Here is a 17,516-nt window from a genome sequence, read left to right on the forward strand (position 1 = left end):
CCGGCCCGGTGCTCAGTGCCCCAGCTGCTGGTGGATCCAGTCCACGAGGATGTCCAGGCGCGACAGGACCTCGGTACCCGCCTGCGGGCACTCCGGGCCGGAGATCTCCGTGGCGAACAGCCGGCCCGTCTGCTCGTCGGTGCTGGTGAAGAACGGCGCGCCCGAGTCGTCCTTGCAGGGGCTGTTCTCCACCGTGCGCGGCACGACCGGGACAGCCTCGATCGTCGTCGAGTTGACCTTCGAGATCGTGAACTCGCCCTGCTTCAGGTGGTCCGAGGGCGTGACGACCGTGGCCGACAGCGAGCCCCAGCCCGCGAACCGCAGCCGCTGCCCCACCTGGGGCCGCTCCTCGACCAGCGTCAGCGGCTGGATACCGGTGATGGGGGCGCTCAGCTTCACCAGCGCCATGTCGTTGCGCGGCGACTGCCGGACGTCCACCACGTCCGCCTGCTGCCCGCCGGGATCGCTGTCCTTGTTCTTCCCGACCGTCACGGTCATCCGGTACGGCGACGGGCCCCCGACCCGGTTGCCCTTGATGTCGTGGAAGCAGTGCCCCGCGGTGATGACCCACAGCGGGTCGATCAGCGAGCCGCTGCAGCCGCCGCTGCGCACGCCACCGCCTTCGACCGGGATGTCCTGCGAGGTGAGCTTGGCGTTGAACGGCAGCACGACGGAGGGTGGCGGCGGCGCCTCCGACGTGGTGGGCGACGTGGCGCCCACGCCCTCCACACGCGGGGTGGGGTGCTGCTGCACCGGCCGGTCGGCCGCGTTCGTCACCTGACGGGAGGAGTAGGTGTAGGCGCCCCCCGCTCCGAGCATGACGGCGACGGCCAGCGCGCAGTGCCACGCGAACCGCCGCCTCGATCTCTTCGTCACCTCTTGTAGGACGCGCGCTACCGCCGGAAAGTTCGGCCCGCACCGCATCGGATACGTCAGGACGGCACATCCTGCCCGTCGGGGCAGGATGTGCCGCGTGCGGTGTGCCGATGATCACGCCGAGGCCGGGGTGAACTTCTCCCGGTGGATGTGCCGCGGCGACATCCGCCGCCGCTTGAACGCCCGCACACCCGCCTCCACCATCGGCGGCGGCCCGCACAGCCAGCCGGACCAGCCGCGCCCGCTGGCGACGTCCTCGACGAAGGCGTCGGTGGGGAACCCGCTGCGGTAGGCGGGATCCGGCTCGTCGGACAGCACCGGCACGAACCGGAAAGCGGGGTACTCCCGCGCGATCTCCGCGAACCGGTCGAGGTCGTACAGGTCCGCCGCGCCCCGGACACCGTGGTACAGCAGCACTCCGCGGTCCGGGTGCCGGGCGAGCGCGGTGCGGGCGATGCCGACGAGCGGCGCGAGTCCCGTGCCGCCGCCGATGAGCACCATGGGCCCGCCGTCGTCCTCCGCCTCGGGCGGCAGGTGGAAGTCCCCGAGCGGGCCCGCTGCTTCGACGACGTCGCCCACCGTGAGCCCGCCGAACAGCCAGCCGTCGGTGGCGACCCCGCCGGGCACGCGGCGGACGTGCAGCTCCAGGACCTTGTCCTCCTCCGCCGTGTTCGCCAGCGAGTACTGCCGGCGCGCACCGGAACCCGGCACGATGAGCTCGACGTACTGCCCCGCCTCGAACGCCAGCGGTTCGGCCAGGCCCAGCAGGATGCGCCGGGTGTCCCGCGCGACGTCCTCGATGGCGAGGACCGTCGCCGTCAGGTCCCGCAGGGCGTGCGTCGTGCGCGCGCCGTCGCCGAGGCCGCTCACCTCGGTGTCGGTGCGGGGCCGGGCCTGGCAGGCGAGTGCCAGGCCCGCGGCCCGTTCCTCCTCGGTGAGGGTGTCGGCGGGCGAGGCGCCGTGGTCGACCTCGCCGGAGACCACCTGGAGCTTGCACGTGCCGCACGTGCCCTGGTTGCACGAGTTGGGCAGCCACACCCCGGCCCGGAGGAAGGCCTGGAGCAGGGTCATCTCCGGCGCGCACTCGACCCGGCGCTCGCCGGCGCTCACCGAGAAGGCCATCTCAGACCTCCCAGGTGACGTGCAGGCTCGTCGGCCCGCGGAAGCCCCAGCCCCAGAACTCCACGCCCTCACGCGTGTCGCGCTCCAGGTTCGGGATGGCCTCGAACAGCTCCTCCAGCGCGATGCGCATGACGTGGTTGGCGAAGTAGATGCCGGCGCACGCGTGGTTGCCCGCACCGAAGGCCAGGTGCGGCAGCGGCGGGCGGTGCAGGTCGTAGACCGAGGGCGCCTCGTACTGGCCGGTGTCGTGGTTGGCGGAGCCGTAGGACAGCATCACCGGCGTGCCCGCGGGCAGGTCGACGCCCGCGATCGTGACGGGTTTCGTGGAGATCCGGGCGGTGGCCGACCAGATCGGCGACGTCCAGCGCAGCCCCTCCGAGATCGCCCGCGGGATCAGCGCCGGGTCGTCGATGACCTCCTCCAGCTGCTCGGGCCTGCTGAACAACCCGACGAGCGTGGAGGCCATGCCGTGCCCGGGTTCCTGCATCGCGCCGAGCAGGTAGACGTAGATCGTCGGGTAGATGTACTCGCGGTCGCGGGTCTGCCCCGGCGGCATGCCGTCGTGCAGCCAGTGCGAGATCGCGCTGTCGTCGGGTTCGGTGATCCACCGGTCGATCAGGGGGTCGACGATCGCGCGGATCTCGGCCTTCGCCTGGTCGCCCTCCGCGAAGCCCTCCGGGTTGGCGAACTCGCCGTTCTCGTCGACGGCGGCGTTGGTGAAGGAGCGGTTCAGCTTCGCGAACCACTCACGCAGCTTGTCCGAGTCCACGCTCTGCAGGCCCAGCAGGTCGCCCAGGGAGCGCACGCTGACCGGTTCGCAGTACTGCGAGACCAGCTCGGCGTGCCCGTCGTTCTCGAAGGACTCCAGGTAGCGGCCGGCGATGGGGCGCACGAGGTCGTCGATCCACCGGTCCACCTCGGCGGGCTGCAGCGCGGGCTCCACCATGGACCGCAGGTCGGCGTGGATGTCGCCGTTGACCCCGATGATCGCCGGGTGCCCGAAGGTGCGCCCACCCGCGGGGGTGATGACGGCCTCGAAGTCCGGGCTCGTCGCCACTTCGCGGCAGACGTCCACAGTGGACGCCACGTAGGAGCCCAGCACGGGCACGTAGGCCAGCGGCGCCTCCCTGCGCAGCCTTTCGTAGGTGCGGTAAGGGTTGCGCTCCAGCTCGCTCATCGTGACGTCGTGCAGCCACGACAGGTCGGGCCGTTCGGTCGTCGTCATTTCGCGGTGTCCTCCCACCTCGTCGTCAGGGACGGGACGGGATGCTAGGAAGCACGCGGCGGGCCCGGCGACACGTTTCGCGCGGTCACGGCACGGATCGCGCGGCGGGTTTGTGACCTGGGTCTCTGGTAATCTCAGCCGCATGCCCGCACGGCGTAGTGCACCGCCCCGGGACTGGGACCAGGCGTCCCGGCGGGTGGCGGAGGCGTACTTCCCGCACGAGCTCAGGCTCCTCGGCGGCGGCCGCGACCCGCGGCTGACGCTGCGCACGCTCGACCTCGGCCCGGTCCTCGTCGGCCACGTCGGCTGGGGCGCCGACGTGCGCGTCGCGTGTGACTACCCGGGCGCGTACGAGGTCAACATGCCGCTGACGGGGCACCTGGAAAGCCGGGCACGGCACGGCGGTCTCGTGTCGGTGCCGGGGCAGGCGACCGTGTTCCGCGCCGACACCCCGTCCCTCATCACGCACTGGGACGCCACCTGCACGGTGCTCGGCGTGAAGTTCGACCGCACGTGGCTCGAGTGCGAGGCGGAGCGCGTGCTCGGCGGGGACCGGGTGACGCTGCGGGGCGCGCTGCCCGACCAGCTGGACCTGGCCGAGGGCCGGGGCCGCGCGTGGCGGCAGCTCGTCGGCAGCCTCGCCGCCCACCTGCACGACCCGGAGCTGTTCGGGGACTGCGAACCCGTGCGGCACCAGCTCGCCGGGGCGCTCGCCGCGAGCTTCCTGCTGGCGGGCTGCCCGGACGCCGGCGCGGGCCCGCTGCCGCGCCCGAAGGCGATCGCCCGCGTGGTGGACCAGCTGCACGACGACCCGGCGCGCGGCTGGACGGCGGGTGACATGGCGGCCGTGGCGGGCACCAGCGTCCGGCGGCTGCAGGAGGGCTTCCGCGAGTGGGTGGGCTGCACGCCGAGCGAGTACCTGCTCGGTGTCCGGCTGCAGCGCGCCGCGGCGGATCTGGCGGAGAATCCACATCGGACGGTCAGCGAGGTGGCGGCGCACTGGGGTTTCTCCAGCGCCAGCCGGTTCGCCGCCGCCTACCGCCGCCGCTACGGCATCTCCCCCGCCCAGGCGCGACGGCGGTAGCGCGGGCTCAGGAGCCCTGGCGCTCCCGGACCAGGTCCTCGACCGCCTGCGGGATCGTGGTCTCGAAGTCCAGGAGCTTGGCCCACTCCGGCTCGACGGTGATCAGGACCATGCGGTCGTAGAGCGCCCGCACCCCCTGCTCCCACTCTGCGAAGTGCTCCGCCGGAATGCCCTTCCGGCACGCCTCGACGTACGCCTCCGGCACCCCGTCGACCTCCTCCACCCGCGCGGTGCCGCGGATCAGCAGCGCCCTGGGCGGCCACTGGTCCTGCGTGTCCACGGTGATCGCCACCCGGGGGTCCCGCCGGAGCGCACGAACCTTCGCCGCCTTCGGAACCGTCGCCATCAGCACCCGCTCGCCGTCCCACAGGTACGCGATCGGGATCACCCTGGGGGCGCCGTCGGTCCCGGTGTAGGCCAGCCGAGCGGGGATCGGCGAGTGCAGCAGTTCCCGCGAGATCGGCTTGGCCAGCACCTCGGTGACGTCTTCGCGCTTCATGTCCTTCTCCTCCGCTCCGGCACGCCCTTCTCGGCGCGCTCGACGAGGAGACGAAACCGCCCGCGCGTTTTCGACATCGCGGGCCTCACACCTTCGCGCGCAGGTGCGTGCGGGCCCGCAGGTCCAGCTCGATCTCCTCCAGGCTGCGGCCCTTGGTCTCCGGCACGAGCCACTTCGTGAGCACGAACAGCACCACGTTGACGCCCGCGAAGACGAACATCGACCCGCCGATGCCCAGTGCCTTCGGGTCCGACATCAGCGGGAACACCGCGCTCACGACACCGGTCGCGGCCCACAGCACGACGCTCGCCACGCCCATGCCCGCCGCGCGCTCCCGCAGCGGGAACACCTCCGACATCATGACCCACACGACGGCGCCCCAGCCCAGCTCGTAGCCCACCAGGTAGAGCACCATCATGATCAGCATCAGCACGCCGACGAGCCCGGTGCCGTGCACGTTCAGCACCACCAGTCCCGCGCCGAGCAGGGTCAGCACCATGATCACGTTGCCGATCAGCAGCAGCGGCTTGCGGCCCCACCGGTCCACGACGAACACGACCCACGCGGTGAACAGGAACTTCGTCACCCCGAGCAGCACACCCGACAGCAGCGCGGCCTGCGTGGCGAACCCGAGGCTGATCAGCATCGTCGGGAAGTAGGCGTTCACCGCGTTCACGCCGCTGAACTGCTGCCCCACCGCCAGCAGCAACGCCACGACGAGCATCGGCCGCACCCACGGCGCCCACAGATCGCGGATGCGCCCCTTCTGCTCGGTGTCGAGCCGGATCACCTCACGGATCGCGGCGACCTCCCGGTCGATGTCCGCGCTCCCGCCGTGCGAGCTGACCAGCACCGAGCGCGCCTCGTCCTCGCGGCCGTTCTTCAGCAGCCACCGCGGGGTTTCCGGCAGCAGGGTGAGTCCGGCGAACAGCACCACGGCGGGCACGATCGCGCCCGCGAACATCAGCCGCCAGTTGCCCGAGCTGCCCAGCCCGTAGCTGACCAGGAACGCGATCAGGATGCCCAGCACGATGAAGATCTGGTTCAGCGCGCCCATCGCGCCGCGCACCCTCGCGGGCGCCAGCTCCGACAGGTACGTCGGCACCGTGGACGACGAGAACCCGATGCCGACGCCGATCACCAGCCGCGAGACCACCAGCAGCGTGAACGTCGGGGAAAACGTGGCGGCGAGGGTGCCCGCCACGACGACCACCGCGGCCGCCATGATCGTGCGCCGCCTGCCGAGCCACTCGTTGACGCGGGGCGAGCAAAGCGCCCCGACCACCGCGCCGACCGAGATGCTGGCCGTGATCACGCCCTTGTCCCAGCTGGACAGCGACCACAGCTTGCCGATGAACGGCAGCACCCCGGAGATCACCCCGAGGTCGTAACCGAAGAGGATGCCCCCGAGCGCGCCGAAGAAGTACAACGTGACCCTGCCGATGGTCCGCCGGGGCGGGGCTGTCCGCGTCATTGCCTGACTCGCCTCTTTCCTGCTGTACCGATGGGGATGGAGTTAGGTCATCGATCGGAGCACGGCGAACCCGGCGTCCACGATCTCCGCGAGCCGGTCGAGCTGGGCTGGGGACGGCTCCCCCAGCGGCGGTCGCACGGGGCCGACCTTGTCGCCGCGCAGCCTGGCCGCGGCCTTCACGAGCGACACCGCGAAGCCGGGGGTCTCGTCGCGCAGGGCCACGAACGGCAGGTAGAAGCCCTCCAGCAGCGCGCGCATCACCGCCGTGTCCCCGTCGGCCAGCGCGCGGTGGAACCGGTGCGCGATCTCGGGCGCGAAGCAGTGCACGGCCGAGGAGTACCGGGCCACGCCGATCGCGGCGTACGCCTGCGCGGAGACCTCGGCGGTGGGCAAACCGTTGAAGAACAGGAAATCCTCGGCACGCAGCGTGCCGGCGGAACGGATCGTCGTGACGATGCGGGTCATCAGGTCGACGTCGCCGAACCCGTCCTTGAGGCCGACCACGGACGGGATGTCCAGCAGCGCACGGGCCGCGGCAGCGGTGAAGACGCCGGGCGGGCGGTGGTAGACGATCACGGGGACGGACGTGCCGCCGATGGCGTAGCGCACGTGGTCGACGAGCCCGCCGGGCGGGCCGGACACGAGGTACGGCGGCAGGAGGAGGACGCCGTCCGCGCCGCCCTCCTCCGCCGCCGCAACCCCCAGTCGCGCCGCCGCCGCACCGCCGCCCACCCCGGTCCACACGGGGACGCGCCCGGCGACCACCTCCCGCGCGGTGCGCAGGAGAACGGCGTGCTCGTCGGGCGAAAGCGAGCTGAACTCCCCGGTACCGCACGCGACGAACACCGCACCCGCCCCGGCCGCGACGCGTGCTTCGACGTGCTCGGCGAAGGCGTCGACGTTCAGCGAGAGGTCCTCGGCGAACGCGGTGAGGGGGAAAGCGAGCAGGCCGTCGAGCTCGGTCCGGGACAGCACCATCGAAAGTGTCCGCTCTGTCGCAGTGGTACCGGTTCTATTCACATATCTGAACGCTGATCCCTGTCAGGCTCTAGTTCAGATATGCGAACATCTTCGGACCGTAATGCGACTTGGGTCACAAGTCAACGGGGCTTTCAGTACCCTTCCACGGCTCCGTTCCGGCGGGGATCGGCACACGAGCGCAGCGTGCCGCCCTCGAGCGTCACGCCCTCGAAGTTGCCGGTCAGCGAGTGCCACGGCCCCAGGTCCCGCAACCACAGACCCCGTTCGGCGCAGCGGCGGCGGAACTCCCGCTCCACGGCGGGCTCGAACCCGTGCTCCAGCGTCACCCCGGGCAGCCAGCCCGCCGCGGGCTCGTGCGGCCGGACCCCGAACCGCGGCGCCGCCACCGATTCCTCAATGGACAGTCCGAAGTCGACGATGTTCACCAGGTTCTGCAGCACGCAAGCCACGAGCGACACCGACGGCGAACCCGACGCCAGCACCGGAACCCCGTCGCGGAGCACGAGGTTCGGGGCCAGGTACACGGTCGCCCGCTCCCCCGGCCACGGCATGCCGCGCTGGAAGAACGAACCGCCGCCCGACAGCTGGAAGCCCTCGGCGAACAGGCCGTTGACCCACGGGGACGCCATGTGCGAGTGCGTCACCGACGCGATGTTGCGCTGCTCGTCCACCACGGTGACGTGGATCGTGCCGGGCGACGGGACCGCCGCCGGTGACGGCGCCGCGCCGAGCCGCGCCATCCGCCGCGCCGCGTAGTCCTTGGACAGCAACGTTTCCACGTCGGTGGCGGCCGTGCGCGGCGGGGCGTAGTACACCTCGTTGTGCACGGCCGTCAGCAGGTCCAGCGTCTCCACCGAGGACTGCGCCGGGCCCGGCAGGTCCACCAGGTCCAGCATGTTCAGCGCCTCGATGAGCTGGCAGCCCCCATCGTCCGGCGGTGCGGACGCGACGATCTCCACGTCGCGGTACGCGCCCCGCAAAGGCGTGTGCCACTGCGCCTCGTACGCCGCGAAGTCGTCGGGGGTGATGACCCCGCCGCCCCGCTGACACTCCGCGCTGAACGCCCGCGCGAACTCGCCGAGGTAGTAGCCGGAGTCCTCGTCCCGCAACCGTTCCAGCGTGCACGCCACGCGTTCCTGCCGCAGCGTCTCCCCCGGGCCGACGAGGCTCCCACCGGGCAGGAACGCCTCACGCGCCTGCTCGTGGCAGCCGAGTTCGGCGCGGTGCGCGTACATCTCGCCGAACAGGTACGGGTTCACCGCGAACCCGTCGCGGGCCAGCTCGATCCCGTCCCGCAGCAGGCGCGCCTTCGGCAGCACGCCGAAGCGTTCGTGCGCGGCGCGGAACGCCGGCCACCAGCCGGGGACGGGCACGCCCCGGCCGGTGGTCAGATCGGCGCCGGTGAACCCGGGCAGCGGCGCGAGCGGCGCCGCCACGTTGCCGTTCAGGTAGCTCGCGCTACCACTGCGCGCGTCCCAGTACAGCATCTCCAGCCCGCCGGTCAGCGCGGTCATGTGGGGTTCGACGACCAGCTGGGTGGCGGCCGCGGCGAGCGCCGCGTCCGCCGCCGTGCCGCCGTCGCGCAGCACGTCCACCCCGGCGCGCACCGCGAGCGGGTGCGAGGTCACGACCATCCCCCGCCGGGCCTCGACGGGCTCCTTGCGCCCGTACGAGGCCCGGCGGGCGAGATCGTCGGCGGTCGCCCTGTCCATCACGCCGTCCGCGCCTTGCGGCGCTGCTCGTCCACCGCGGCGGGCATCGCGAACAGGGCCACCAGGATCGACAGCACGCAGAACCCGGTCATGTACCAGCCGAACGTGGCGTTGGTACCGGTCAGGTCGAACAGCCACACCGCCACCAGGCCGGCGGTCGAGCCGAGCGCGGTGGTGCCGATGTTGTAGTTCAGCGCGGACGCGCTCGCCCGCACCTCGGCCGGGAAGCTCATCACGTACGCCGTCGTCAGCGGGGCGCCGACGAAGTTGTTGATGAACGTGAACGCCACGACCGCGACCACCGCCAGCGCGAGCGAGCCCGAGCCGATCGCCAGGAACGTCGGCACGGTGAGCACGACGAACAGCCCGTACCCGACGACCAGCGGGATCCGCGCACCGTAGCGGTCGGCGAGCTTGCCGCCCCAGATCGCCGGGATCGGCCCGATCGCGTAGGTGAGCAGCGAGGCCAGCAGCGCGTTGTTCTCGGCGAACCCGGCCTTGACCATCGCGGTGACGAAGTAGGCCTGGATCACGAACGAGCCGATGCGCTGCCCGGCACCCAGGCCGATGGCCCGCAGCATCGCGCCCCAGTGGTCCCGCACCGCGGTGCGGAACGGCGTCTGCTTGACCTTGGTGCGCTCGGCTGCCGCGGCCAGCTCCTGGAACTGCGGGGTCTCCTCGACGTGGCGGCGGATGTAGATGCCGATCAGCGCCATCGGGATCGCCAGCAGGAACGGGATGCGCCAGCCCCAGTCGTTGAACGCCTGCGCCGGCATCAGCGAGATCACCAGGTAGGACACCAGCGTCGCGAGCAGCGGGCCGACCGAGGTGGACGCCACCGACAGCCCGGCCAGGTAGTTGCGCCGGTTGCCGCGCTCGTGCTCGAAGATGAAGTTCGCGGCCGTGGTGTACTCCACGCTCGCGCCGACGCCCTGCAGCATCCGGCACAGCAGCAGGATCACCGGCGCGGCGATGCCGATCGCGGCGTAGGTGGGCAGCAGGCCGATGCCCGCCGTGCCCACGCTCATCACCGCGATCGTGAACAGCAGCACCCACCGGCGGCCCTTGATGTCGGCCAGCGGGCCGAGCACCATCGCCGCGACCGGCCGCAGCGCGTAGGACAGCACCAGCCCGGCGTAGGTGGACAGCAGCGCCGCCACCGAGTTGCCGGTCGGGAAGAACTGGCGGGAGATGATGACCGCCAGCGTGCCGTAGAGGCCGAAGTCGTAGTACTCGACGACGTTGCCGAGCATCGCGGACAGGAGCACCTTCCGCCGTGAGCGGACGTCCCCGGCGGGCTCCCGCGTGGTCTCCCGGATGTCGTTGTCGGTCAACGGATCTCCTCGCACAAGTCAGCGCTGGAAGCGTTCCGGGCGGAACGGTTCGAGCATGGGGTGGGGGGTGCCGGTGCGGATCTCACCGGCGAGCAGCTCACCGGCGATGAGGCCGAGCGTGGCGCCGGAGTGGGTGAAGGCGACGAAGCAGCGCGGCACGGCGGACAGCTCGCCGAACACGGGCTCGCCGTCGCCGGGGATGGGCTTGCGGCCGAGGCGCCAGGACGTCGCGGTCAGCTCGACGTCGCCGTCGAGCAGGGCCGAGCCCTCGGCGACGAGTTCCTTCACCACCGACTCGTCGATGGTGCACGTGCCGTCCTCGGCCTCGGTGATGCGGTCGGAGTACCAGTCCTGGTCGAGCGCGAAAGTGTTGCCCGGGTTGGGACGCAGCGCGGCGCGGGGCGTGTTGAGCACCGCCCGCATCTCCGTCTCGACCGGTTCGGTCACCACGAGCATCGACAACGGCGAACCGTCCGGAATGGACACTCCGAGCTCGGCGACGACCGCCGGGGTCGCCGCGCCGCACGCCACGACGACGGCGTCGGCCTCGAACCGCTGCCCGCCGGTGGTGGTGACCCCGGTAGCCACGCCGTCGGCCGTCGTGACACTCGCGCGGCCCGCACCGGTGACGACCTCGCCGCCGAGGCTGGTGAACTCGGCCACGAGGTGGTCGATCAGGTGCGGCAGGGAAACCCAGCCCTCGCCGGGGTTGTGCACCGCCGCTTCTGGAATCGCGGCGGCGTCCACGCCGGGCACCGCCTCGGCGGCCTCGGCGGGGGTGAGCAGCTTCGAGTCGTAGCCGTGCTCGACCTCGGCCCCGTGCCGCTCCCGCGCCTTCGCCGGGTCGGCGGACCAGAACAGCGCCCCGTCGAAACGCAGCCACTCCCGCGCGGGATCGGCGGCGAACAACGTGCGGTACCGGTCGATACCGGCGACCCGCAGCGCGTGGTAGGCCGCCGAGCGGGACCCCGCGGAGTTCAGCCACGCCAGCGACCGCCCCGAGGCCCCGTCGGCCAGTTCGCCCTCGGTCACCAGCACCACCCGCGCGCCGTCGCGCTGCAGGTGCGTCGCCGTGGAGACGCCGAGGATGCCCCCGCCCACCACGACCACGTGCTCGGCCCGTGCGTTGCCTGCGGTCATCGGAAAGAATCCACCTTCTTCTTCGTGTCGGTTCGTCACAGCGGGGACGATTCGTGTGCCCGCTCGATGAGCTTCAGGACCTCGACCGCGTCGGCCGGGTCCACCGGCGGGGCGGCTTCGCCACGCAGGGCCGGAACGAGCAGCCGGTAGAACGCGCCGTAGTCCCCCGGTTCCGGCTCGACCACGTGCGTCTCGCCGCGCACGCCGAGCGTGCCCCAGTTGTCGCGAGGCTCCTGCCCGAAGCCGGGATCGCCGGGCCGAGCACCGCCGATGAGCGCCGGTTCCTGCGGGTCCAGGCCCCATTTCGTGTACCCGGCCTTCGAGCCGAGCACGTGGAACCGGGGCGCGGGCAGCGCGGCGAGACCGGACATGACCAGCCGCGAGCGCGTCCCGCCCGCGTGGGTGAGCACGACGACGCTGTCGTCGTCCGCCTCCCCCGCGCCGCGGTGGGCCAGGTCGGCCCACAGCCGCTCGACCGGCCCGAACAGCTGGACGGCCTGGTCGATCAGGTGCGTGCCGAGGTCGAACAGGATGCCGCCGCCCTCGGCCACCGGGGTGCGGGCCTTCCAGTCACGCGGCCCCTGCGGCTTCCACCACTCGAACCGGGACTCGAACGTGTACACCTCGCCCAGCTCGCCGTTGTCGACCAGCCGCCGCAGGGTCAGGAAATCGCCGTCCCAGCGCCGGTTCTGGAACACCGTCAGCACGCGGCCGGCCTGACGGGCCCGCTCGATCAACACGGTCCCCTGCTCGCTGGAGGGCACGAACGGCTTGTCCACCACGACGTGCAGTCCGTGGTCCAGTGCCGTCGAGGCCAGCTCGGCGTGTGTGCCCGGTGGGGTGCCGAGCACCACGAGGTCGACCTCCCCGGCGTGCTCGAACAACTCGCCTGGTCCGGAAAGGACTGTCGCTTTCGGATACTCCGCCGCGGCTTGCTCGGCGCGCTGCGGGTTTCCGGTGACGATGAAGTCCAGCGAGTAGTGCTCGTCGTGTTCGAGGAACGGGGCGTGGAAGATCCGCCCCGACACCCCGAACCCGAGCACGGCGGTCCGGATCACGGCTCCACCCCGTACACCTCGCGGGCGCGCTCGGCGGAGATCCGCCCCTCGGCCACGTCCCGGCGCACCTGCTCCGGGTCACGCTCCTCCGGCAGCCCGTAGCCACCCGCGCCCGCCGTCACGACGGACACCCGGTCGCCCGGCTGCAGCCGCGTGTAGCCGTGCGAAATCGGTTGCGCCCCTTCGGAAAGCTCGACCGCCGCACTCGCGCCCGGGCCGCCGCCGAACAGACCCCACGGCTTCGAACGCTGCCGCGACGTGTCGAGCCAGAAGTGCACGTCGGCCTCCTCGACGCGGACCGTGCGCCGGATGCCCATGCCACCACGCGTGCGCCCGTCGCCGCCCGAGTCGTCGACGAGCGCGTACTCCTCGACCATCAGCGGGTACTCGGTTTCCAGCGCCTCCACCGGTAGGTTGCTGGTGTTGGTCATGTGCACCTGGACGCCGTCCATGCCGTCCTTGCCCAGCCGGGCCCCGCAGCCGCCGCCGATCGTCTCCAGGTAGACGAAGTAGCGGCCGCTGCGCGAGTCCGTGCCGGAGAAGTGCACACCGGTGTTCGCGCCGTTGCTCGCCGCGGTGACGGTCTCCGGCACGGCGGCCGCGAGCGCGCCGTGGATCAGGTCCACCACGCGCTGGCAGGTCTCGCTGCGGCCGTTGACCGCGGCGGGCTCGACGCAGTTGAGCACCGAACCGCGCGGGGCGTTGATCGTGACCGGCCGGTGCAGCCCCGCGTTCGGGATGATGTCCGGGTCCACCAGCGTCTTCAGCGAGTAGTAGACGGCCGCGTGCAGCGCCGTCCACACGACGTTCACGCTCGCCCTGACCTGCGCCGGGGCGGTGAAGTCGAAGGACACCTCCTCGCCGCGCACGGTCAACGTCACGCCGAGGTCCAGTTCGTCGTCCAGCTCAGGGCAGTCGAACTTGTCGGTGAAGGTGTACGTGCCGTCGGGCACCTTGGCGATCGCCGCGCGCGTCCGGCGTTCGGTGTAGTCCAGCAGCGCCTCCCCCGCCGCCACCAGCGTCTCGCGGCCGTAGCGGCCGGCCAGCTCGGTGAAGCGGGTGACGGCGAGCCGGTTCGCCGCCAGCTGCGCCCGCAGGTCCGCCCGGCGCTCGTGCGGCACCTGGCAGTTGAGCAGGATCAGCTCGAACAGGTCGTTCTGCAGCTCACCGCGGCGCATCAGCCGCACCGGCGGGATGCGCAGGCCCTCCTGGAAGATGTGCGCGTGCCCGCGGTCGCCGAAGTCCGCGTGGTGGGCCAGGTTCGCCACCCACGCGCTGATCTCGCCGTCCAGGAACACCGGCGACACGAGCACGATGTCGGGCAGGTGCGAACCGCCGCCGGTGAACGGGTCGTTGCCGATGAACGTGTCGCCCTCTTCGATCGTGCCGGCCGGGTACCGCCGGGTGATCTCGTCGACGATGCCCATCAGCGAACCGAGGTGCAGCGGCGAGCCGCCCTCGTCCTGGGCCAGCATCCGGCCGCGGGCGTCGAACACCGACGCGGTGCAGTCCCGGCGCTCCTTGATGTTGGTGGAGTAGGCCGCCCGCACCAGCGTCTCGCCCATTTCCTCCACGATGGACGACAGCGCGGAGCCGATCACCTCGACCAGCACGGGGTCCTGCATCGTTTTCCTTCCTGTATCGGTCATGCGCCCACCGTCACGACCAGGTTGCGCAGCTCGTCCACCACGGCCACGTCCCCGGGCAGCAGCAGCGTCGTGGTGTCCATCTGCTCGACGATCGCGGGCCCTTCGATCCGGTTACCCGGCGTCAGCAGCCTGCGGTCGTACACCGGGCATTCGGTGAACCCGCCGCTTTCGGGCAGGTACACCTCGCGGGTCGCGCGCACGGCGGCGGAGGGGTCCGCGTCGCCGAGCGGGGCGCGGTGCAGTTCGGCGCGGGCGACCTCACCGACGGCACGCAGCCGGAAGGTGACGATCTGCACCTCCTCCTCGGCGGAGTAGCCGTACATCCGCTCGTGCTCGGCCGCGAACCGCTTGGCGAGCTGGCTGATGGTGTCCGCGGTGATCTCGCCTTCGGGCAGTTGCACGGGCAGTTCGTAGTTCTGGCCCGCGTAGCGCATCTCGGCCCACCGCTCGGTGCGGCGACGCTCTGCCGGCACGCCCTCCTCCGCGAGCCACGCCGTCGCCGACGACTCCAGTTCGGCGAACACCGCCGAGACGACGGATTCCTCGGGCCGCACGATGTGGGTGCGCAGGAAGTCCGCGCGGATGTCGGTCATCAGCAGCCCGGCGGCGCACTGCGCGCCCGGCGTCTCCGGCACCAGCACCGTCCGCATGCCCAGCTCCCGCGCGAGGCGCACGGCGTGCAGCGGGCCCGCCCCGCCGAAGGGCACGAGCACGTAGTCACGCGGGTCGTAGCCGCGTTGCACGGAGATGACGCGGATCGCGCGGGCCATGTTCGCGGTGATCACGCGCACGATGCCCTGCGCCGCGTCCAGCACGTCCATGCCCAGTGGACCGGCCACTGTGGACACCGCCGCCCGTGCGGCACCGGCGTCGATCTTCATCTGCCCGTCGAGCAGGTACTCGGGGTTGAGCACCTGCAGCACCACGTTCGCGTCGGTGACCGTCGGCTCGGTGCCGCGCCCGTAGCAGGCTGGACCGGGGTCAGCCCCTGCGCTGCCCGGGCCGACCTTGAGCGCACCACCCGCGTCGATCCACGCGATCGAGCCGCCGCCCGCGCCCACGGTGTGGATGTCGAGCATCGGCGCCCGCACCGGCCTGCCGTCGATCTCGGTGCCGTTGGCGACCTTCGGCACGCCGTCCTGCACGAGCGAGACGTCCGAGGACGTGCCGCCGACGTCGAACGTGATGATGTCCGGGTAACCCGCCGCGCGGGCGATCTCCGCGGCGCCGACGACCCCCGTGCTGGGGCCGGAAAGCACCATGCGCGAAGGCATCCGCTCGGCCGCCTCGAACGGGATGATGCCGCCGTTGGACTGCGTGACGTGCGGCGTCGCCCGCAGGCCGAGTTCGCCGAGCCGTGTCCGCAGCCGCGCCAGGTACCGCGCCACGACCGGTCCGATGTAGGCGTTCACAACCACTGTGGACAGTCGCTCGTACTCGCGGAACTCGGGCAGCACGGCCGAGGACACCGACACGTGCACGCCGGGCAGCTCCTCGGCGAGGATGCGCTCGACGACGCGTTCGTGCTCGGGGTGCACGAAGCTGTAGAGGAAGCAGACGGCGACGGCCTCGACGTCCTGCTCGCGCAGCCGCCGCGCCAGCGCGCGGACCTGCTCGGGGTCCACGGCCTGCTCTACGCGGCCGTCGTGGCGCACCCGCTCGTCCACCTCCAGCCGCAGGTCACGCGGGACGAGCGCGGCGGGCTTGTCAGCCTGCAGGTCGTACAGCGACGGCCGGCGGCCGCGGCCGAGTTCGAGCAGGTCGCGGAAGCCCGCGGTGGTGAGCAGGCCGGTGCGGGCACCGCGGCCGGTGAGCAGGGCGTTCGTGCCGACCGTCGTGCCGTGGGCGAAGTAGCCCACCTCCGCGAGGTCGCGCCCGCCGATCTCGGCCAGCAGCTCGGACACGCCCGTCACGATCGCGCGGCCGGGGTCGTCGGGCGTGCTCGAAACCTTGCGGACGTAGAAGCGCCCGGTCTGCTCGTCGAGGGCGCAGACGTCGGTGAACGTGCCACCGGTGTCGACGCCGATCCGAAGTGTCATGTGCTTGGGTCTCCGCCAGTCCGTGAGTGAGAACCTTCTCAGTAGCTGTTGGATGAGAAGGTTCTCAGCCGGTAGTACGATCGGTCAAGACTTCGGGAGATAACCGTTGTGTCAGCTGGGGAGGCCGGCAGTGACGACCCATGGCGGGGCGAGCCCGTCGCTGATCGACGTGGCGCGCGCGGCGGGCGTTTCGACGGCCACCGCCGGGCGGGCGCTGGGCGGGTACGGGCAGGTCAGCGAGCGGACGAGGGAGCGGGTGCTCGCGGCGGCGGCCGAGCTGGGGTACCGGCCCAACGGCCTGGCCCGCAGCATGATCACGGGCTCGACGCACACGATCGGCGTCGTGGTCGCCGACGTCGCGAACCCGTTCTTCGCGACCGCGCTGAGCGGGATCACGGATGTCGCGCAGCCAGCCGGGTTCGAGGTGCTGCTCGCCAACACGGGCGGGGCGCTGGCGGCCGAGCAGCGCGCGGTCTCGGTGATGTCGGAGAAGCGTGTGGACGGGATGATCGTCGCGGCGGCGCAGCCCGGCGAGGGCACGCACCTCAAGCACGCGATGGAGGCCGGGGTGCCGGTGGTGCTGATCGACCGGCAGGTCAGCGGCGTGCCGGAGGCGGACAGCATCACGATCGACAACGAGCACGCGGCCGCCGAGGCGGTGGCGCACCTGCTGGAGCTGGGGCACCGGCGGATCGGCGTGATCACGGAGGCGGGCGACCAGCTGGCGCGGCTGCGGGCGGGCACGCGGCGGCGCGGCCTGTTCCCGAGTGCCGTGCGGCTGCGGGGGTACGTGCGGGCGCTGGACGCGGCGGGCGTGGAGGTCGACGAGGCGCTGGTCGCCCCGGCCCGGTACGAACGCGGTTCCGCCTACGACGCCCTGCTGTCGCTGTTGGATTTGGCCGACCCGCCGACGGCCGTGCTGTGCACCGACAACGTCCTCGCGTCGGGCGCCTACCGCGCGGCGCAGGACCGCGGCCTGCGGATGCCGGAGGAGCTGTCCCTGATCGGCTTCGACGACGAGCCGTGGACGACGCTGGTCCGCCCGGAACTGACGATCGTGGAGCAGCCCACGTATGACCTCGGTGCCCGCGCGGGAAGGCAGCTGCTGGACCACATCGAGGGCGAGCGCGCCGGGCGCGCCCCGCAACACATCCAGCTGAAGGCCAAGCTGGTGGCGAGGGAGTCGACGGCGCGGCCGGTGGCTGTGCGCTGAGTCGCGCCTGCGGCAGGGGGCCGGGCGGCCACGCGACCTGCTCAAGGCGGGGCTGGTCACGGGGAATCGAGGGCGTGCCCGGGCGGGGTGCTGAGCCGCGCGCCCGCCAC

General features: G+C 71.9%; 14 protein-coding genes. 2 read left to right on the top strand and 12 right to left on the bottom strand.

Annotation, left to right across the window (positions count from 1 at the left end; genetic code table 11):
- Positions 1–12 precede the first annotated feature (12 nt).
- The 3 genes from ABFX51_RS23295 to ABFX51_RS23305 all read right to left on the bottom strand — a co-directional run bounded on the left by ABFX51_RS23295 (position 13) and on the right by ABFX51_RS23305 (position 3,223).
- Positions 13–876 carry a S1 family peptidase gene (locus tag ABFX51_RS23295; protein ID WP_346054918.1) on the bottom strand — a complete coding sequence of 288 codons (864 nt, stop codon included), beginning with the start codon at positions 874–876 and terminating at the stop codon, positions 13–15.
- A gap of 114 nt (positions 877–990) precedes the next feature.
- Entirely contained in the window at positions 991–1,998 is a 1,008-nt protein-coding gene (locus ABFX51_RS23300; RefSeq protein ID WP_346054919.1) for a 2Fe-2S iron-sulfur cluster-binding protein, read from the bottom strand.
- A gap of 1 nt (position 1,999) precedes the next feature.
- Complete coding sequence (locus ABFX51_RS23305; protein WP_346054920.1) at positions 2,000–3,223, bottom strand: cytochrome P450; 1,224 nt, start codon at positions 3,221–3,223, stop codon at positions 2,000–2,002.
- Positions 3,224–3,365: 142 nt separating this feature from the next.
- Here ABFX51_RS23305 and ABFX51_RS23310 point away from each other — a divergent pair, with 142 nt between their 5' ends.
- On the top strand, positions 3,366–4,307 hold the full coding sequence (locus tag ABFX51_RS23310; RefSeq protein WP_346054921.1) for a helix-turn-helix transcriptional regulator: 942 nt from the start codon (positions 3,366–3,368) through the stop codon (positions 4,305–4,307).
- Positions 4,308–4,314: 7 nt separating this feature from the next.
- Here ABFX51_RS23310 and ABFX51_RS23315 read toward each other — a convergent pair whose 3' ends face one another.
- The 9 genes from ABFX51_RS23315 to ABFX51_RS23355 form a co-directional block, all read right to left on the bottom strand.
- Entirely contained in the window at positions 4,315–4,806 is a 492-nt protein-coding gene (locus tag ABFX51_RS23315) for a pyridoxamine 5'-phosphate oxidase family protein (RefSeq protein WP_346054922.1), read from the bottom strand.
- Between the two features lie 85 nt (positions 4,807–4,891).
- Positions 4,892–6,280, bottom strand: a complete 1,389-nt coding sequence (locus ABFX51_RS23320) for a sugar porter family MFS transporter (protein WP_346054923.1) — start codon at positions 6,278–6,280, stop codon at positions 4,892–4,894.
- A gap of 42 nt (positions 6,281–6,322) precedes the next feature.
- Positions 6,323–7,258: a 5-dehydro-4-deoxyglucarate dehydratase gene (locus tag ABFX51_RS23325; protein WP_346054924.1), complete on the bottom strand. Its 936-nt coding sequence runs from the start codon at positions 7,256–7,258 to the stop codon at positions 6,323–6,325.
- 134 nt (positions 7,259–7,392) lie between these two features.
- The gene (locus ABFX51_RS23330) at positions 7,393–8,973 is read right to left on the bottom strand and encodes a gamma-glutamyltransferase (protein ID WP_346054925.1); all 1,581 of its coding nucleotides are present in this window, start codon (positions 8,971–8,973) and stop codon (positions 7,393–7,395) included.
- Positions 8,973–10,307 carry an MFS transporter gene (locus tag ABFX51_RS23335; RefSeq protein ID WP_346054926.1) on the bottom strand — a complete coding sequence of 445 codons (1,335 nt, stop codon included), beginning with the start codon at positions 10,305–10,307 and terminating at the stop codon, positions 8,973–8,975. The genes ABFX51_RS23330 and ABFX51_RS23335 overlap by 1 nt, the downstream gene beginning before the upstream one ends.
- Positions 10,308–10,325: 18 nt before the next feature.
- A complete protein-coding gene (locus ABFX51_RS23340; protein WP_091503763.1) occupies positions 10,326–11,447 on the bottom strand; it encodes an NAD(P)/FAD-dependent oxidoreductase in 1,122 nt (373 codons plus the stop codon).
- A 35-nt stretch (positions 11,448–11,482) separates the two neighbouring features.
- A complete protein-coding gene (locus ABFX51_RS23345; RefSeq protein WP_091503761.1) occupies positions 11,483–12,505 on the bottom strand; it encodes a Gfo/Idh/MocA family protein in 1,023 nt (340 codons plus the stop codon).
- Positions 12,502–14,154 carry a hydantoinase B/oxoprolinase family protein gene (locus ABFX51_RS23350; protein WP_091503760.1) on the bottom strand — a complete coding sequence of 551 codons (1,653 nt, stop codon included), beginning with the start codon at positions 14,152–14,154 and terminating at the stop codon, positions 12,502–12,504. Before ABFX51_RS23350 ends, ABFX51_RS23345 begins: the two co-directional genes overlap by 4 nt.
- On the bottom strand, positions 14,151–16,193 hold the full coding sequence (locus ABFX51_RS23355) for a hydantoinase/oxoprolinase family protein (protein WP_346054927.1): 2,043 nt from the start codon (positions 16,191–16,193) through the stop codon (positions 14,151–14,153). Before ABFX51_RS23355 ends, ABFX51_RS23350 begins: the two co-directional genes overlap by 4 nt.
- A 130-nt stretch (positions 16,194–16,323) precedes the next feature.
- Between ABFX51_RS23355 and ABFX51_RS23360 the strand changes: the two genes are divergently transcribed.
- Complete coding sequence (locus tag ABFX51_RS23360) at positions 16,324–17,406, top strand: LacI family DNA-binding transcriptional regulator (protein WP_091503757.1); 1,083 nt, start codon at positions 16,324–16,326, stop codon at positions 17,404–17,406.
- Positions 17,407–17,516: the final 110 nt, after the last annotated feature.

Origin of the sequence: Amycolatopsis dongchuanensis (genome assembly GCF_039542405.1) — a bacterium.
GTDB lineage: Bacteria > Actinomycetota > Actinomycetes > Mycobacteriales > Pseudonocardiaceae > Amycolatopsis_E > Amycolatopsis_E sacchari.